The sequence below is a fragment of the Acinetobacter sp. YH18001 genome (assembly GCF_013416975.1).
GTDB classification, from domain to species: domain Bacteria; phylum Pseudomonadota; class Gammaproteobacteria; order Pseudomonadales; family Moraxellaceae; genus Acinetobacter; species Acinetobacter pseudolwoffii.
This window is the reverse complement of record NZ_VPEU01000048.1, coordinates 1-16,744: the sequence shown is the minus strand read 5'-3', so window position 1 is coordinate 16,744 and position 16,744 is coordinate 1. Positions and strand designations below refer to the sequence as shown.

13 protein-coding genes, 1 pseudogene and 1 other annotated feature are annotated in these 16,744 nt (G+C 39.3%); of the genes and pseudogenes, 8 read left to right on the top strand and 6 right to left on the bottom strand.

Annotated elements, in window-relative coordinates:
• The first annotated feature begins 376 nt into the window (after nucleotides 1-376).
• Both FTV48_RS12400 and FTV48_RS12395 read left to right on the top strand, forming a co-directional pair.
• Nucleotides 377-1,576 carry a tyrosine-type recombinase/integrase gene (locus FTV48_RS12400; RefSeq protein WP_180000534.1) on the top strand — a complete coding sequence of 400 codons (1,200 nt, stop codon included), beginning with the start codon at nucleotides 377-379 and terminating at the stop codon, nucleotides 1,574-1,576.
• 102 nt (nucleotides 1,577-1,678) lie between these two features.
• Nucleotides 1,679-2,932, top strand: a complete 1,254-nt coding sequence (locus tag FTV48_RS12395; RefSeq protein WP_180000532.1) for a site-specific integrase — start codon at nucleotides 1,679-1,681, stop codon at nucleotides 2,930-2,932.
• Between the two features lie 32 nt (nucleotides 2,933-2,964).
• On the opposite strand, the gene FTV48_RS12390 is transcribed toward FTV48_RS12395, so the two are convergent.
• On the bottom strand, nucleotides 2,965-3,189 hold the full coding sequence (locus FTV48_RS12390; RefSeq protein WP_180000530.1) for a hypothetical protein: 225 nt from the start codon (nucleotides 3,187-3,189) through the stop codon (nucleotides 2,965-2,967).
• A gap of 83 nt (nucleotides 3,190-3,272) precedes the next feature.
• On the bottom strand, nucleotides 3,273-6,386 hold the full coding sequence (locus tag FTV48_RS12385) for a site-specific integrase (RefSeq protein WP_180000528.1): 3,114 nt from the start codon (nucleotides 6,384-6,386) through the stop codon (nucleotides 3,273-3,275).
• Between the two features lie 318 nt (nucleotides 6,387-6,704).
• Between FTV48_RS12385 and FTV48_RS12380 the strand changes: the two genes are divergently transcribed.
• Together FTV48_RS12380 and FTV48_RS12375 are read left to right on the top strand one after the other, a co-directional pair.
• Complete coding sequence (locus FTV48_RS12380; protein ID WP_180000526.1) at nucleotides 6,705-7,760, top strand: tetratricopeptide repeat protein; 1,056 nt, start codon at nucleotides 6,705-6,707, stop codon at nucleotides 7,758-7,760.
• 83 nt (nucleotides 7,761-7,843) lie between these two features.
• Nucleotides 7,844-8,353: a hypothetical protein gene (locus tag FTV48_RS12375; protein WP_180000524.1), complete on the top strand. Its 510-nt coding sequence runs from the start codon at nucleotides 7,844-7,846 to the stop codon at nucleotides 8,351-8,353.
• 249 nt (nucleotides 8,354-8,602) lie between these two features.
• On the opposite strand, the gene FTV48_RS12370 is transcribed toward FTV48_RS12375, so the two are convergent.
• Entirely contained in the window at nucleotides 8,603-10,813 is a 2,211-nt protein-coding gene (locus FTV48_RS12370; RefSeq protein WP_180000522.1) for a site-specific integrase, read from the bottom strand.
• On the bottom strand, nucleotides 10,806-11,120 hold the full coding sequence (locus FTV48_RS12365; RefSeq protein ID WP_180000520.1) for a hypothetical protein: 315 nt from the start codon (nucleotides 11,118-11,120) through the stop codon (nucleotides 10,806-10,808). Before FTV48_RS12365 ends, FTV48_RS12370 begins: the two co-directional genes overlap by 8 nt.
• A 511-nt stretch (nucleotides 11,121-11,631) precedes the next feature.
• Between FTV48_RS12365 and FTV48_RS12360 the strand changes: the two genes are divergently transcribed.
• From FTV48_RS12360 to FTV48_RS12345, 4 genes are all read left to right on the top strand, one after another.
• Nucleotides 11,632-12,216 carry a bifunctional 2-polyprenyl-6-hydroxyphenol methylase/3-demethylubiquinol 3-O-methyltransferase UbiG gene (locus tag FTV48_RS12360; RefSeq protein ID WP_180000518.1) on the top strand — a complete coding sequence of 195 codons (585 nt, stop codon included), beginning with the start codon at nucleotides 11,632-11,634 and terminating at the stop codon, nucleotides 12,214-12,216.
• Between the two features lie 144 nt (nucleotides 12,217-12,360).
• A complete protein-coding gene (locus FTV48_RS12355) occupies nucleotides 12,361-12,939 on the top strand; it encodes a LexA family transcriptional regulator (RefSeq protein ID WP_180000516.1) in 579 nt (192 codons plus the stop codon).
• Nucleotides 12,936-14,231 (top strand): Y-family DNA polymerase, encoded by a 1,296-nt coding sequence (locus tag FTV48_RS12350; protein WP_180000514.1) that lies wholly within the window; start codon nucleotides 12,936-12,938, stop codon nucleotides 14,229-14,231. The genes FTV48_RS12355 and FTV48_RS12350 overlap by 4 nt, the downstream gene beginning before the upstream one ends.
• A 71-nt stretch (nucleotides 14,232-14,302) precedes the next feature.
• Nucleotides 14,303-14,935, top strand: a complete 633-nt coding sequence (locus FTV48_RS12345) for a hypothetical protein (RefSeq protein ID WP_253602661.1) — start codon at nucleotides 14,303-14,305, stop codon at nucleotides 14,933-14,935.
• Nucleotides 14,936-14,952: 17 nt separating this feature from the next.
• Here FTV48_RS12345 and FTV48_RS12340 read toward each other — a convergent pair.
• Both FTV48_RS12340 and FTV48_RS12335 read right to left on the bottom strand, forming a co-directional pair.
• Nucleotides 14,953-16,085 (bottom strand): IS3 family transposase gene (locus FTV48_RS12340; RefSeq protein WP_227509860.1). Its coding sequence is split into 2 segments (ribosomal slippage): nucleotides 14,953-15,833 and nucleotides 15,833-16,085, totalling 1,134 coding nucleotides; the frame shifts between segments, so codons are not numbered across the junction.
• Between the two features lie 87 nt (nucleotides 16,086-16,172).
• Nucleotides 16,173-16,744, bottom strand: a pseudogene (locus FTV48_RS12335) (IS3 family transposase); the annotation flags it as partial.
• Nucleotides 16,419-16,535: a sequence feature (AL1L pseudoknot), on the bottom strand. It overlaps the preceding pseudogene by 117 nt.

The window sequence follows — 16,744 nt, the reverse complement described above, 5'->3', positions numbered from 1 at the left end:
CCTGAAATTATCATCCCCAAAGCAATCAGGACACCCAAGATCAGTGCCGGTTTAAATTGATTCATCTGTTTCAACTCCTTTAAAATTCTGTTTTAGTTTTTATACACCCTACTGATCCAAAGCTATTGTTTTTGCTATAAAGATACTACGTTGACATCGTAGAGGTCTCCAGTTCGAGTCTGGATATACCTACCAAGATTATTTTTTATACAGCTTTCTATAGGGTTGTATAGAACAGAAAACCTTCTAAATTCAACGATTTAGGAGGTTTTTTTGTTTTTGGTAGTTTGGTATGTTTCTCCAAAACTGACGCTAGCTTGTATCACTACGTGTATCACTGTCTAATAATCTAACTCGGTGATACACGGTAATAGATATGTTCCGCAAAGATATAAAGAAACGACCACTCAGCGAGAAAGTTCTCGCTACTTTAATACCTGAGGACAGAGACTACCGTGAACTCGACGGCGCGGGTTTATATTTTCTAGTGAAGAGGTCTGGTGTAAAAAACTGGCAATTTCGCTATAAAAATGCTGAAGGGAAATGGGCATGGATCGGCGTTGGCGCATACCCTAAAGTCAGTGCAAAACTCGCTCGTCAAAAAGCACAGGAATATAATGTAGCTTTGTCAAAAGGCGAAGAATTAAAACCAAAGAAAATATTGCTGAATGAGAAAAGAGAACTAGAGAGTTTGTATTTTCAGAATCTCATGCGGGATTGGCTAGATACAAAGTCAACGAAATGGGGAGAAGCAACATATACGAAAGCAGAGAAATCGATCTATAAACATATCATCCCAAGCTTTGGAAAGCGTAGTTATACCGATATTAGTGCGAAAGAGTGGTTTGATTTCTTTCAGGGCTTACAGCGTAATTTAGGCATTCATACACAAATTGAGAAACTGGTGTCCTATGTTCGAGGCTGTTATGACTGGGCAAAATTTCAAGGAAAAATTAGTTCCAACCCGCTGGAAGGTATCACTAAGCATTTAGATACATATCAATCAGGAAATATGAATTTTATTAGTATTGAAGATCTTCCAGTTTTATTGCAAAGAATCCGCGACAATAAAAAACGTGCTATTGGAATTGGTTTAGAGTTAATGATTCTGCTTTTTCCACGCCCTGGTGAATTAAGGTGTGCTAAGTGGGAACAGTTCGATCTTAAGAACGCATTGTGGAGCAAACCCGCTGCAACGACTAAAACTCGTCTGGAGCATCAAGTACCTTTGCTTGCTCAAGCGATCACACTTCTAAAAGAACTCAAGGAGATTCAGCCCGAATCTGAGTTTTTGTTTCCAAGCCGCCTATCAGTACACAAAACTATTAGTGATATGACCTTTAACTTAGCTTTAAACCGTCTAGGTTATGAAGGAAAGCAGAATCCCCATGGGTTCCGACATTTGGCAAGTACCACGATGAATGATCGATTCAGTGATAAGGAACAGGTCATTGAAGTTTGTCTGGCTCATAAGAAAAAGGGCGTGAAGGGTGTCTATGATAAATCACAGCATTTAGATGAGCGCCGTGTGCTAATGCAGTGGTGGGCAGACTATTTGAACCAGTTAAGGGCCTAATGAAAAAAATTTAGCATTTTTTTCTTCGTTTTATATGTTTGGAGATGACATTTTTTTTCTTGTGATATTTCTCGGGGTAATTTAAAGCACGTGAGTAATCACATGAAAAGGCAAAACTTTAACAAAATAAGAAATATAAATGACAAAGTACTAATGTCTCTTGAATCTGAGGCTAAAGATTATCGGGTGACTGTTGAAGAGCGACTTTACTTTTTAGTTAAAAGCAACGGAAACAAATATTGGCAAGTCAAATATAAGAACATAAAAGGAAAATGGAGTTTGAAAAGTATTGGAACATTTCCTATGGTTAATCTTAGCCAAGCGATTGAAAAGCTAGAAAAATTTCTATCAGAGCTTAAAAAAGTCGATGCGTCCAATAAGAAAGATGTTAAAGACAAAAAATATATGCTTATTTCGCTGATGGAAAATTGGCTTCCAAACAAGAAAAGGCTATGGACTGAAAAGACGTATGATAAAGCGATCAAATCGATTCAGAAGCATATTTATTCAACATTTGGTCAACGTGATTTTAGAGATATTACGAGTAAAGAATGGTGTGAATATTTCCAATCCTTGGTAAATGAATTAAAAATTCCGACACAAATGCGTAAACTTTTTTCTTATGTTTCTGAAGCTTATGATTGGGCTTCAATATATTGTGATTACAATGAAAATCCTGTTAAAAATATTAAACGCTTTTTAGGTAAGCATAAAAATGAAAGTTACAAGCACATCAAATTAAGCGAAGTTAAGGTCTTTTTAGATGATATACGTGCTTATCCAATTAAAAACATTAGTATTGGCTTGGAATTGATGTTGCTACAGTTTCCACGTCATGGAGAACTTAGACAAGCAAAATGGGAGGAGTTTGATTTAGAAAAAAGGATTTGGATTAAGCCAGCTTCAAAGATGAAAAATCGTAAAGAACATCGAGTATATTTATCAAAACAAGCAATAGAGTTATTACAAAAGTTAAAAGAAGTTCAAAAGCCGTCACCATATTTATTCCCATCACGTGATGGAATCGATCGTTATATGAGTGATGGCCCTTTTACTGAAGCATTAAAAAAAATGGGGTATAAAGGTCGAATGACTGTGCATGGTGTGAGATATCTTGCGAGTACAGCACTCAATGAAGCATTTAGTGAGAAATCACAGGTCATCGAAGCAGCTTTATCCCATCGTAAACTAGGAGTGAAAGGGCGATATGATAAAGCGATACACTTTGAAGAATCGGCTGAGCTTATTCAGTGGTGGGCTGATTATGTCAATAATCCTAATAAATACCAAAGAACTAAAAAACCTAAGAAATTGAAAAAGTATAGAAAACAAATTTCTTCCGTATCTCATATATAAATAAAGAAGCCTCTGTTTACAGAGGCTTTTCATTAATTAAATAAGTATTCAGGTAAACACGCTCTAAACGTACGGTTTACCTCTTCAAAATCAATATTCGGGTCTTTCTCTAATAATGTTTCTAACCATAAATAGATCGCTCTATGATTACTATGCGTACCATCATCACCAAGGTGAATCCCAATATTATAATCATTTGGGATTTGATGCACAGGAAGAAGCATGCTTAAAAACTTCAGAATTAACATATGGTACATATTGGGCACCTTTTTTTGTTATTGGATAACTATGTTTGTAGTCTATAGAAAATGCTGTTTCAAGCTAAATATGTAACTGAAGTTTAAAGAGATTGTAGTCTATTAAGTACTTTGGGATTAAATATGATTAATATAATAATGATGTACTTAAGAAAACTGAGTGATTTATTGGTTTTTTGAGATTTTAAATAAATACGGAAAGATTTTTTAAATTTTCCGGGTATTTTATTGCAAGATTCGATTTGATTTAACCACTGAAAGTTTTCTAAATACTGCACGCTGACTGTATTTGGTAGATCACATGCCCAATATCGCGCTGGGAAGAGCGGATAAAATACTGCTAAAAAGGCCTCTAATTGATCAATGTCCTTAAGAAAAAATACTAATCCTGATTCAGTCCTATTATTTTTCTGAATAAATATTTTTAACGCTTGGAAGAACCTCGGATCATCTTTGGAATAATCTGAAAGCCGTTTACAAAAATCATATATAAGTGATTTTTCTTCAGAGGTTTCTAGGCAGGGTAAAACCCGCTGGCTTTTGTCGGGATCACGTATGAAGCGTGGTTTCCCTTTTTGATTCTGAATTGTCTGTAATTTACAGAGATTGGCTTTGCATTGTTCTATCAATGACGTAGGTAAGTTGAGCTTATTGGCAATGTAGTCGATATCATGAAAGCGTTCACAATGTCGGATCACTTGCACAGCCATAGACATGGAGATCCTCGATTGTGTAGTTCCCGGGTAATAGTGCTCATGACACAGATCATTTGTTTGCTGATTTGCTATCGTGGCTGCTTTGTGGCGATGTCGTACCGTGTTATTTTTTCTCAAAGCTTGCGTGGTTAATTTTAGCCTAAGTTGTGCGCTGAGCTGACTTAAATGGATGTCTTTGGATGTGGCTTGCAGCACGAGATCAGAGCAGATGGTTTTGATGGTGCTATATGGGATGGGTGGATCATATTGAGCGAGACGATAACCTGCCATCATAAAGGTTAAATGCAGATAACTTTTAAAGGTCTCTTTCGGGGTGATATGCCCCAGCACATGCGCGAGGCTGTACCAAACATCTTGCGCTGTACTGGAACGTAAGAGATGACTACGAATACGTTGGTAATCTGCTTCAGTGTAATCAGTAAACACTTTGACCATGTTATAGGGCATGGTTAAGATCAAGGCGAGATGATTCGCGGCAGTATGGCGCAGCGTGTGAAAAGAATAGTCCCCATGTGGCAAGACGGTCTTGATCAGATGGGAGAAGACCTGACTGACGACATGGGCAGGGGTACGTTCGGAGCGATTCCATAAGCTAAAGAGAAAGTCATCTTTAGCTGCACTGATGCGTTTGGATGAGCAATAGCGGCTAAATGCAGCATGTTCATTGGGCATGAGTAGGATGTGGAGTGGAAGATTACGTTCAGCACTCTCTGTTTTTAAAGTGTGCTCATGTTGCTTGCTACGGTAAGGCCTGATCCAAATTGAGGTACAGGCAGGTCCTTCAACATCTTTGACCCGAAGTCCTAAAATCTCATTGATACGCATGCCGGTACGAAAGGCCAAGATAAAAATGAGCTTGAGCATCTCGGCATCATGTGGATTGAGTTGACTACTCATGGCATAACGAGGCAGCAGATCAAGTACAGCGCAAAGGCTGTGAGAAGAGAGAATTCTAGTACGTGGATGAGCGGCTGCCTGTAGATCCATGTACACAGGAAAATCATCTGCTTGAAATAACATTTTTTGAAAATAATGAAATCTTTTTAAAATTGCGAGTTTTTGATCTGAAGACTTTTGTTCCTCTGCCAAGATTTTGCTGTATACATCCTCCAGATGAATGTTGAAATCAGGGTCTTCAGTATAAGGATAACTGTGAAATAACCACGCTTCTGCAAATTTGGCATAGTAACTATAGACCGAGCTTTTCTTTAAGTGCTGTTGATAGCTGAGATATTTCAGCCAGGCTGCAGTGTCTAGACCGAACAATCCACTCAACTGTTGAACTTGCGCGGTATTCGGTTGCAACAGACTGATCAGCCATAAGCAAATGCGTTTCGCAGGCTCAAGGAATTGTAAGTGCTGGTGTTGGATATCGTCGATGAGTGCGGTCAGCGCATCTTTATTGAAACGTAGAGTTTTCAGCAAATGTTTATGCAGTTGCTTGAGACTTGCTATGGACTCTTGATTGAGGGGAGTCGGTGTTGAAGCAGATATCACAGAACCATTTGTGCTGATCGTTTCAGGGAATCGAGCAAGCGCCAGTTTATCCAGTGCTACATGTTGAGATGACTGTACTGGATTCAGATATTGTTGAAAAGATTCAAAACTCAAGCCACAGGTGTTTGTCTTTTCTTCCAGACAGCGACTTAAAGCAGGATCTAATCCGACTGAATCAAGCTGCATCCAATGGCAACTGGCACAGGCCAATAATTTGGCGATGTCCGCAGCTCGCCCTGTAAATCCCATCCTGACCAAAATTAAACTCAAATATGCTGTGACGTTCATGGTCACAGGTGGCGCTTGTTGTAAAAACCGTGTAAGCCATAGTTGCGTGATGCGATCCAAGACCAAGGTGCGAGATTTGCGAAGTGGTGTATCAGGCTGGTAAATGTCGCCATAGTGTGGGGAAAGTGGCTCAAGAAAGAGCACCTGTAAATCTAGAGCAGGGAGGTGGTGAATCGTGGGACCTTGCCTCAAATGCGCCAATATGTCATCTAAGCTATTTGGTGCGGACACACCCGCAAAGAGAATGCTTGAGATCAGGACATTACCAATAATTTCATCTTCTGAGAATTGGCGAGCTGTATGCCAATAACGCCAGAGTTTGTGTTGCACAAGATGTGCATGTTTACTGCGTTGTAACCAGTCTCGATCATATTCCAGATGATCACGCTCAATCGTCACCAACTGTTTAGACGGGAGATCCAGTTCGAGCGCATAGCTATGGTTGAACAACGTGATCTGCTTTCTATAGCAGTGATACAGCATTTTTTTATAACGCACAGATTTAGCTTCATCTTCGATCAATGCTTCAAGTTTTTGCAACATGGTATGCTGTTGTTGAGATTGATAGGCTTCATAGAGTGCATCTAAGGGCAGATGTCGTAGGATAAAATGTTGCGCTTGACGCATCTCTTTTTCACGTGCTTTTTTACGTTCAGCATTGCGACGTTCACTGGCAACAGGAGCGATTTTTGGCATGGTGTTTTATTATTATAAGGGCTAGTCTTTATGATATATCTGATGAGGTGGCTATGACCGTTTGATCAAAAACTTGGGAATAAAGTGGCGGGTTTTTGTTGAAAAATATATTGTTTTATAGGTAGATGATACTGATAATAATAGCTATTTTTGAATTAAGTTTTTGATAAAAAATAAGTTGTGTTACGAAGAATCTGTTTGGTTTCAAGTTGGATTGTATTTTTTTGAGGTATCTCGACGAGCAGTGTTGTAATCAAGCTAGTTAGATAGTTATTCTCTATATGTTGATAAAAAAATAAGAATAAAAAAGGTGTACTAATGAGAAAAATAATACTAGCTATGATGATAGGGAATAGTTTATTTAGCACATCGAACATTCAAGCAAAAACGATGAATGAGCAGATCATTCCTGCGATTGCGGGAGTACAAAGTAAAGCGTTGTTATTAGGCTTTGCGAAAAATCAATATGATTTAGGAATGGCATATTACGATGGTCAAAAAATACCAAGAAATACATCTAAAGCCATCGAATGGTTAAACCTTGCTAGTGAAAAAAATTATGCTCCTGCTAAAGTGGTTTTAGCGAAGATGCTCTTAAGTGGTGATGGTGTAAACCCTAATCCAGTATTAGCGACCCGATTACTTCAGCAGGCTGCTTCGAATGGCAATCAGCAAGCTAAACAAATGTTAGAGCAGACATCAAATACACCATCTGCCTCACAAATAGCACAACAGTATTCAGCTATTGATCAAGCGCTATTATGTCAGGGTTGGTATACTAAAAATATGACACAACCTTCATTTTTAGAGCAAATGGCTAGAGATGAAATAGAGGGGAAAGCCCATAAAAATATAGAAATAGGACTGAAACAAACTTATCAGATACAAGATACTTATCGATATTATCCAGAATATAAAGATGCATACGCTGATACCCCTTACGTTCAGATCTTTTTACCGCGCAACGCAAAGAATGCTTTGTTTAAAAAATTGGAATTCACAAATCATTATGGCTATGGCTTCAATTTTGAAGGGGTTATTCAATCCAACGCGGATATTGCACAACTGAAAAATTTGATCGAGAACCGTGACAAAATTCAATTACGTCAATTTGATGCAGAGCAGTTTAATCGTGATTTAAAAGCTATTAGTTCTCTTCAATTACGTCAAAATTATGATGCTTCTTCGAAAATAACAGAGAAATTATTTACTCAATTTAAGAACTCATATCTTGTACATGATGATAACTTGCAATCACTTTACTTTGCTTCAAAGCCTCGAGGGAGTGATGATTACGGTGGGTTTGCAGAGTACATTTATTTGACCAAATCAAAAAATGGCGAAATCAAAGTGATATGTGGTGTTGGTCAATAAAACATATGATTCTATGCTGTGATGTTACATTGCTAGAGATCAGCTCTTTTATAACAAAAATATTAACTCTTAAGGATACCATGATGAAAACAATATTAATTTTGGCACTGACGTTGGTTTCTACCGCTGTAAATGCTCAATATGTTGCAACCAATGATCTAAAAAAAGATTTCCCTGCTGAGTCATATAAAACGACTAAACCTATTTTGGTTGATTTTGAAGTTACCTACAGTAATGATTTCGAGCCTGATGAAAACACTGAATTTTTTCCTGAGCCAGATCAAAATGGTTTGTATGCTGATACAATCATTCGTCTAAAGACTTTACCCTCCAAAACATTCCCTAAAAACACATTGGTTGTTCATGATGATTTGTTCAGAATTCTAAAAATCAGTGAAAAGGACATTGTGCAAAAATTTAAAGCTATTTCCAAAAAACAATTCTATATGTGTACGGTTACAGGAAAAATGAATGCGCAATTAGAAGTGCATTATGATGGACGTGATGATGTTAGATTTAGGGATTCTGTGAATGCTGAAGTCAGATCAGGGACATTGGTGGGTAAACCGAAAACAACTTGCCAAAAGGGATAAGTCAATTACTGCTAATAAGATGAACATCATTAGGGGGTTCATCTTTTTACAGTCATTTTTGAAATGTAGTAGGGATATTTAAAAAAATGATTCATTTTTGATTACATCACAAAGTTTTCCTAAGTACATGGTTGTATAAAAAATATACGTTTCACGTGAAACTTAAACTTTGTAAGTACAGCGCAAAATGGTGTGAATGGAATAGATGTTTTTTAGTAGACTGTACACAAGAAAACCTTCTGATTTAATTCAAATTCGCTCCAAATTTTCATTCATCCCATCAATTTGAAAAAATGCCTGCATCTCATCTAAGCTTTTTTCCAGTGTTTTATAGCTATTCAGTGCAAGACTCGAATACTCATTGCCTATTTCCTGTTGATGCTTTTCATGACCAAATAGCGCCAGAATCAACGTTTCATCGACTCGATCGGTGAGAAAAGCACGCGTGGTATGCCTGAGCCAATTGGCCTGTTCAAGCTGCATGCCTTCAGTAAACTGCGCAACCAGTGCTGGGCTAAGCGCTTGCCATTGCTGTTCTATGAATACCCCAAGTAACGGTTTCCGACTTTCTAAGATATCTCCAATATGCAGTGCTGCATCGTCGATTTCTAATGCTAAGCCCGCCCTATGATTGTTTAAGTCGTTGAGATAATACTTCAATTGCTGTTGTAGAAAACTGCATAGGGGGAGTAGGCGTCCATCCTCATGCCGCCCATGAATTTCTTTATCAGATACCCACAGCCAACCCTGATCTAAATCAAAATCCTTGAGTAAGCCTGGAAACTCTTTCACAGGCCGTGCTCCTGTGAACAGTAATAGAATATGCCATAGCCAAATATTGTAATGGTTATAATAAGCAACTAAATCAAATTGCTTATTGGCTTGAATAACTTGCGTATACAAGTACGCAAAGATACTACGTACAGTGGGCGGTGCTGGTGCTTTGAGGCTACCCATATAGAGTGTTTGATCTTCGATGTGCATCATCTTGGCAAGATCGGCAGATAAGCACTGTACCGTATTCAAATACTCACGTTGTAAGCGATACACTGGATAAGAACAATATGAAATCGAACTTGAGCGATTGGCATCGATACCAGTGAGTATATCTGCAAGTTGGGCATTGCCCGTCATGTGATAAATCGTGGCGTGTAATAAAGTCGTGAGCTTCTTACTGGTCAGCGATGGAATATGCAGTTCCTCACGACACTGTTGTAGAGCCTGACGGATCTGTTCTTGTTTAAGAATGGGTTTGGTTTTCAATCCATCAATCAGCACATTGGCAAGGGGTAAATCAAAATGGGTGATTTGATTTTGCAAAGCCTGCTTATGCGCAAAATGCACTGGATCAAACAAAGTGAATTTTGAGCGCAGCACATAATGACCATTGATCTGAATTAAACGCTGGCGTTGATTTAACCGCGAGATTTTACCGTGCTGAAGCTTGAGCCATTCCTCTGTGGCATTCCCCGTTAAAAAACTCAGCAAGATAATCAAATAGGCTTTGTCTTTTGATTGCGCTGTACTGTATTTCTGCCAGCAATGCGTGATTAATAAACGAATTGAGTCAAGATCAGGATAATGATTACTGCTGCTAAATCGGTGTTGTAGCCGAACAATATGCTGCTGCATCAACCGGACCGATTGCTGCTGGACCGGTCTGGAGCTTTTGCACAGTGGTGAGACCTCAGCAGTATCTATCTGAAAGGTTTGTACCTGCTGATGATCAGTTAACTGTTCATACTGCAAGGAGCGGATTTGTTCCGAGGTGGGCAATTCCTGAATGACGAATAACCCGTCTGATTCATTCAGGGCATATTGTTCAAGGCGTCGCTGGCTTGAGTTGTGGTGTCCTGATTTTTTCGGGGCCAGATTGAGGACATAGCTATAGGCCCTTCGGATATCCTGAATGAGATTAAACTGGAATGTATCCAGAGTACTAGACTGTTCCAGTTCACATAGCTGCTGGAAAAAAGCCTCAAGTGAAGTAGATGTTTGCGGAAGTTGCTCCCATACCCATAAATAGAGTTTGTCATATTTAAACAGTTTCCCGTTTTGCTCTGCCTTATGTAGGGCCTGAGAGGCCAGACGGAAGCGGTTGACTAATGTGGTGATGGTGGCTTGATGTTCAGCAGCCGCAGAAGGATTGATGCGGATTAAAATGCAGCATGCAGCGAGTATATTTACGCCCCACTGATAGACCTGAGTTTCTGGACTGAACTGTTTCAAGTAATACAGATAGCTACTGATTGGCTGTCTGACTACATGCGGCTTTTGATCCGGGAAAATAATCTCTGCTAGTTCTAAGGCAGAAACAGCATCTGGGCCCGGCAAGAGTGACTGAAGTCCTTCAAGCGACGGTGTCTGGCCCAATAGATAACAGCCAAAATCATGAAAAGCTGGGGAGGTGTCTTCAAGCGCTAAGAGTTTAGTCATAGTGGATGAAGGATAATCATGCATGTTCTGTCCTCCAGAACATTGAAGGATTAATATGCGGATAATTTAAGGCTTCACATTTAGCTTTCAGTACAGAAAGTTTGAGCCGATAGGCATCATCGATTTGCTGCTGGCGATAGTTGAGCTGATTGCGTGAACAGCCCAGGATCTTTGCCAACAGTTCCATGGACAGGGTGGTACGGGGCTTGTCGTATATACGACAGTTCATATCATAAATATGGGTTCTGCTCAGATGCCGGTTAAACAGCATCAGCAACCGGTTGGGATAGATCTGATCGATATTGATTTTGGATTGATGTAATAAAGACACAAATGCTTGCGTTAGTTTTAGGTGCATTTCTTCGGATGTAAGTTTGTGAGATTGGCTGAGAATTTTTTTCACCAAATTTTCGAAAGATTGGATGACTGGATGCTCGGGAAAGAGAGAAGTCATGGCAGGGCGGACTTCATGTAGGCAAAGCTGGATTCCTTTGATCAATATGGCGACATCAGCAGGATCTTTGTGAGCTAAATGTGCCCGTTTCTTTAAAGGAGGGATTTTTGTTTTCATCGTTGTTTTATGATTTATATACTATCCCTCTATGATAAAAGTAAAAGCAGTGCTCTGACTGTTTGATCAAAAACTTGGGAATAAAGTGATGGGTTTTTGTTGAAAAATGGGCGAGTGGTAGCGGTAGTAACAGCAGTTAAAGAAGAATAAATTTCTATAAAAATTTGATAAATAAGAAGTTAATTTGGAGTGAATCTTTGAGGTTTGGGAGTGTTTGGGATTTTTATGTTTTCTTGTAGACTGAGCTTAACTTTTAACTTAAGCGTTCTGGATGAAAACAATAGATTATTACAACCATCATGCAGAAGAATTTATTCACTCAACGTTTCATGTTGAGATGGAGAGCTTGTATCAGCCGTTTCTAGCGTTGTTACCTGAACATGCCCATATCTTGGATCTCGGTTGTGGATCGGGACGTGATAGTTTGGCATTTAAAAATAAAGGCTATCGGGTTGATGCAATCGACTACTCTGAAGCGTTGGCTAAAAAGGCAACAGAGCTGACGGGCATTCAAGTTAAACATCACAGCTTCTATGAACTTGATGAAGTCGCTGTTTACGATGGGATTTGGGCATGTGCATCCTTACTTCATTGCGAACGCCGTAGATTAGCTGAAGTAGTGGCAAAAATGCTTCGAGCATTAAAGTCTGAAGGTGTGATCTACATGTCGTTTAAATATGGAGATTTAGATCGAGAAAAAGATGGTCGAGAATTTACCGATCTAAATGAACAGCAAGCACAAAAACTGCTAGCTCAGTTTGATCAGGTGAGTTTAGTCCAACAGCGGATTACGTTGGATAAGAGACCTGATCGCTCGGAGCAATGGTTGAATCTTCTCTGGAAAAAGCAAGCTTAATACCGTTTATCGGAAATCAATCTCTGGGAATCGCATAATATAAGGCTTAGCCCTTATCACCATTTTTCAATGCTTGAACTATGCATATTGATCAGCATAGAATTTTGAATATTGTTACATTTTTCAAAATTGAATGGGGATCGTATGTCATTGGTGAGTGAACCCAAAAAACATGGTGGGCGTCGAGAAGGGGCTGGACGTAAACCAAAGCCTGATCAAGTAACAAAGGTGATTCGTGTACCTGAAGCGCGTATCCCTGATATTAAAGCCCTGTTAAGGTCTAAGCCAATTCAGCACGAGATTCAAAACATTCGCCAGCTTGATCCTGTGACCCATATTGAAATCCCTCTCGCGACTGAGCGTGTACAAGCAGGTTTTCCATCACCTGCACAGGACTATATTGATAAAAAATTAGATCTGAATGAACACCTGATTAAGAATGAAACTGCAACCTTTATTGTGCGAGTAAATTCACAATCGATGTTGAATGTAGGTATTGATGTTAATGATGAATTGATCGTTGATCGGAGCATTGAAGCCAAGCACAGAGATATCGTGATTGCTTTGGTAGACAATGAGTTTACGGTGAAACGTTTGATCATGGATGCATTGGGTTGTTGGCTTAAAGCGGAAAATGAAGATTATCCTGATATTCATCCCTTAGAAGGACAGCAATTTGAAATTTGGGGTGTGGTCACAAAATTAATTAAGAACTTTAAATGAGTCGAAAAGAGATCTATGCGCTCATTGATGTCAATAACTGCTATGTCTCTTGTGAGCGCCTGTTTAACCCAAAGCTAAATCATCGTCCTGTGATTGTTTTATCGAACAATGATGGTTGTGCTGTAGCACGTTCCCAAGAAGCCAAGGATTTGGGCATTAAAATGGGTGTGCCTCTGTTTCAGATCAAAGACATTGTGGAGCAACATCAAGTTGAAGTGCTGTCGAGTAACTATGCACTGTATGCCGAAATGTCACATCGTTTTCATACCATCTTAGGTCAATACGTCGCACCCGATGAGCAAGAAATTTATTCCATTGATGAGTCTTTTCTAAAGCTCACCGCCTATGCCAAGCTTCATGACTTAAATGCGTATGCACAGAATATGCGAGCACGGATCTTACAATGGATCGGTTTACCTGTATGTGTGGGGATTGGTCGCACAAAAACAGAAGCCAAGCTTGCCAACTATATGGCAAAGAAAGCCAAACGCTTTCATGGGGTGTGTAATTTGGCGGTTATGGACCCAAAACATCGTGAGTACTTTTATAGTTTGGTTGATGTGAGTGAAGTGTGGGGTGTGGGGCGAAAGCACAGTGCCAAGTTAAAACAATATGGTATCCACACGGTCTTAGATTTAGCGCAGAGTAGCCCACATCGATTAGGTAAAGCTTTTTCTGTGGTGATGCAACGTACAGTGCTGGAGTTACAAGGCCAAGCATGTATTGAGCTCGAACATGCACCTGAGCCGCGTAAGCAAATTGTGGCAAGTCGTTCTTTTGGTGAAAAAATTACTGAATTGGATGATCTGAAAGAAGCGTTAGCAAAGTATGTGCAAGATGCCGTCAAGCGTTTGAGAGCGGAACAGGCACTCTGTGGCACAGTGATTGTATTTGTTCAGTCCAATCCATTTGATAAGTACATCCCTTACTATGGCAAAAGCCTTTCCTTAAATTTAGATGAACCGACAGACAGTGTGACGGTGCTGGTACGTGAAGCATTGAAAACTCTGGAGCAGGCTTATAAAGCAGGTGTCATCTATAAAAAGTGTGGCGTGATTTTGACGGATATGGTAGATAAAAACAGCTACATACCGACATTATTTACTGACTATGATGCCATTCAAAAAAATGAAAACTTGATGCAAACCTATGAACAAATCCAGCAACGTTTTGGCAAAACTAAACTAGCTGTCGGCAGTTGCTATTTACCCAATCGTAAGTGGTCTGGTAAGCGAGAAAGTTTAAGTCGGAATTATTTTAGTTTGGATGGTATGTTGACCATAGATCATTGAAAATGATTTGATGAATAAGGCTGAGCAAAGGATAAGCTCATTGAAATCACTTTATAAAAAAGGGGGGCCATATGTCAGAGTTTTACGAGATTGAACCCTCTTTAGAAAATTATTGGCGGGCTATCATTTTATTTGGACGTAATGTCGCATCTTATAAATTTGCTTTAGCCAAGTCATTGTATGAACTCAAGGCGCAGGGCAATACTATCGTCACACTTGATCAACTGGCAGACCCTTTTAGTCGGCACATCTGTGAGCACTTAAAATTAGTGGATAAGCAGACGACTTCAAGTTCTAGTAAGTATTTGGACTTTTGCCGCGCTTTTAATTCCGGCGAAATTGATTATCAGACTTTAATTAATAAGACCGTGCAGTTTGGTTTTGTGAATGTCATTGATGCTTTTCATAATGTGCATCAACAAGAATTGCCAAAACGCTTTTTTATGGATGCCCGTAAATCACATAAAGGTATTATCCTCACTGATGAAGTTTTCCAGTTATTTGAAGCGCAAAATTCGGTAGATCTGATTGATGAAACTGAGGCACGGTGGCGTTTAGTTGAAACTGCGTGGGATATGAATTTGCCAAAATATTTGGTCCAGATTCAGCATGATGATCAGGGGATATTGGTTGCAGATAATAAGATCAGACGGGTGAATGAGAGGTGGTCCCACTTGTTTGAACAACTAAAAGCGTATTTATAAGTGATATTCCGCTCTAGTTAAGCCACCTTGTTTTGTTGGGGTAGCTGATCATAGTAAAACTCATTTGGTGTCAATTTGTCTAGACTCGAATGAGGTCGTTTCAAATTATAAAACTCAAAATATGCACTCAATTGCTTTTTCGCATCTGTGACACTGCTATAAGCTTTGAGATACACCTCTTCATATTTAACGCTCCGCCATAATCGTTCAACCATCACATTATCAATCCATCGACCTTTACCATCCATACTGATTTGAATGCCATTTGATTTCAATACATCAATAAATGCATCACTGGTGAACTGACTGCCTTGGTCTGTATTAAATATTTCAGGTGATCCATATTTTTCAATTGCTTCATTTAAAGCCGAAATACAAAAATCCACCTCCATACTAATCGATACCCTATGCGCAAGTACCTTGCGGCTATGCCAATCAATCACAGCACATAAATAAACAAAGCCTTTTGCCATAGGGATATACGTTATATCCGTAGACCACACTTGATTACTGCGCAGAATAGCCAACCCTTTGAGCAGATATGGATATTTACGGTGAGCTTGATTAGCCTGGCTTAAATTTGGTTTGCAATATAACGCCTGAATACCCATTTTCTTCATTAAAGTACGTGTATGACGTCGTCCTATATGATGCCCTTGACGATTCAACAAATCACGCATCATACGACTGCCTGCAAAAGGATATTGCATATGTAATTCATCAATACATCGCATCAGTTTCAGATCTGATGAGCTAACAGGTTTTGGGCGATAATAATAACAACCACGAGAGACTTTCAGTAACTTAGCCTGTTTAGATACTGAAATCTGAAGTGAGTGATCGATTAACTTTTGTGGTTGAAGCGGCCCAGTTTCTTCAACACACCTTCTAAAAAATCAATTTCTAATGCCTGCTCACCGATTTTTGCATGTAACTTTTTAAGATCAATGGGGGGTTCTGATGGAGCTTTTGATTGATCGAAAGCTTGCGAGGAAGCTGAGATCAATTGATTTTTCCAGTCAATAATTTGGTTTTGATGAACATCAAACTCAGAACTCAATTCAGCAAGTGTTTTTTCTGCTTTGATCGCAGCAAGTGCTACCTTAGCTTTAAAGTCGTTTGAATGATTTCTTCTTGGTCTACGTGCCATAAAATACTCCATATATTGATGTTTATAACATCATTTGAGGAGCAGAATATCACTTATAGGAGTTGTTCAAATTTCCGGATCCATCTCTGTTTGTTTATTCTTACCACGCCAAACACCTTGTATACCTAGCTTTTGCATCAATCGAGCAACTGTACAACGTGCAATCACATAGCCTTCACGTTTCAGTTGTTGCCAGACCTTACGCACACCATACCGACCTGAACTTTCCTTCCAAATTCGTTTAATTTGTTCAGCATGATGAAGGTCATGCAGATCCCGTTTCGCTCGATGTTCTGGATTGTCCGCGAGATCTAAAGTCCGGTAATAGGTTGAAGCAGCGATCGGTAAAATTCTACAAATCGCCTCAACACCATATAACGCCTTATTGTTATGGATAAAATCCACCATTATTTGTGTGGGCGGTCGAGCTCCGCCTGGGCGAAAAAAGCCGCTGCTTTACGTAGAATTTCGTTAGCACGTTGCAGTTCTTTATTTTCGCGTTCCAGTTGTTTGATACGTTCTTGGTCTGAAAGCTGCTGTGCTTTAACTGGATTTTGTTGATCTAAGTATTTTTGATACCAAACACGTAGTGTTTCAGGAGTACAGCCAATTTTAGGAGCAATTGCTGTGATTGCAGCCCAATTCGATGGATAATCTTT

Coding starts and splice junctions, on each gene's coding strand:
- FTV48_RS12400 (WP_180000534.1), top strand. CDS start 377: ATGTTCCGCAAAGATATAAAGAAACGACCACTCAGCGAGAAAGTTCTC.
- FTV48_RS12395 (WP_180000532.1), top strand. CDS start 1,679: ATGAAAAGGCAAAACTTTAACAAAATAAGAAATATAAATGACAAAGTA.
- FTV48_RS12390 (WP_180000530.1), bottom strand. CDS start 3,189: ATGTACCATATGTTAATTCTGAAGTTTTTAAGCATGCTTCTTCCTGTG.
- FTV48_RS12385 (WP_180000528.1), bottom strand. CDS start 6,386: ATGCCAAAAATCGCTCCTGTTGCCAGTGAACGTCGCAATGCTGAACGT.
- FTV48_RS12380 (WP_180000526.1), top strand. CDS start 6,705: ATGAGAAAAATAATACTAGCTATGATGATAGGGAATAGTTTATTTAGC.
- FTV48_RS12375 (WP_180000524.1), top strand. CDS start 7,844: ATGAAAACAATATTAATTTTGGCACTGACGTTGGTTTCTACCGCTGTA.
- FTV48_RS12370 (WP_180000522.1), bottom strand. CDS start 10,813: ATGCATGATTATCCTTCATCCACTATGACTAAACTCTTAGCGCTTGAA.
- FTV48_RS12360 (WP_180000518.1), top strand. CDS start 11,632: ATGAAAACAATAGATTATTACAACCATCATGCAGAAGAATTTATTCAC.
- FTV48_RS12355 (WP_180000516.1), top strand. CDS start 12,361: ATGTCATTGGTGAGTGAACCCAAAAAACATGGTGGGCGTCGAGAAGGG.
- FTV48_RS12350 (WP_180000514.1), top strand. CDS start 12,936: ATGAGTCGAAAAGAGATCTATGCGCTCATTGATGTCAATAACTGCTAT.
- FTV48_RS12345 (WP_253602661.1), top strand. CDS start 14,303: ATGTCAGAGTTTTACGAGATTGAACCCTCTTTAGAAAATTATTGGCGG.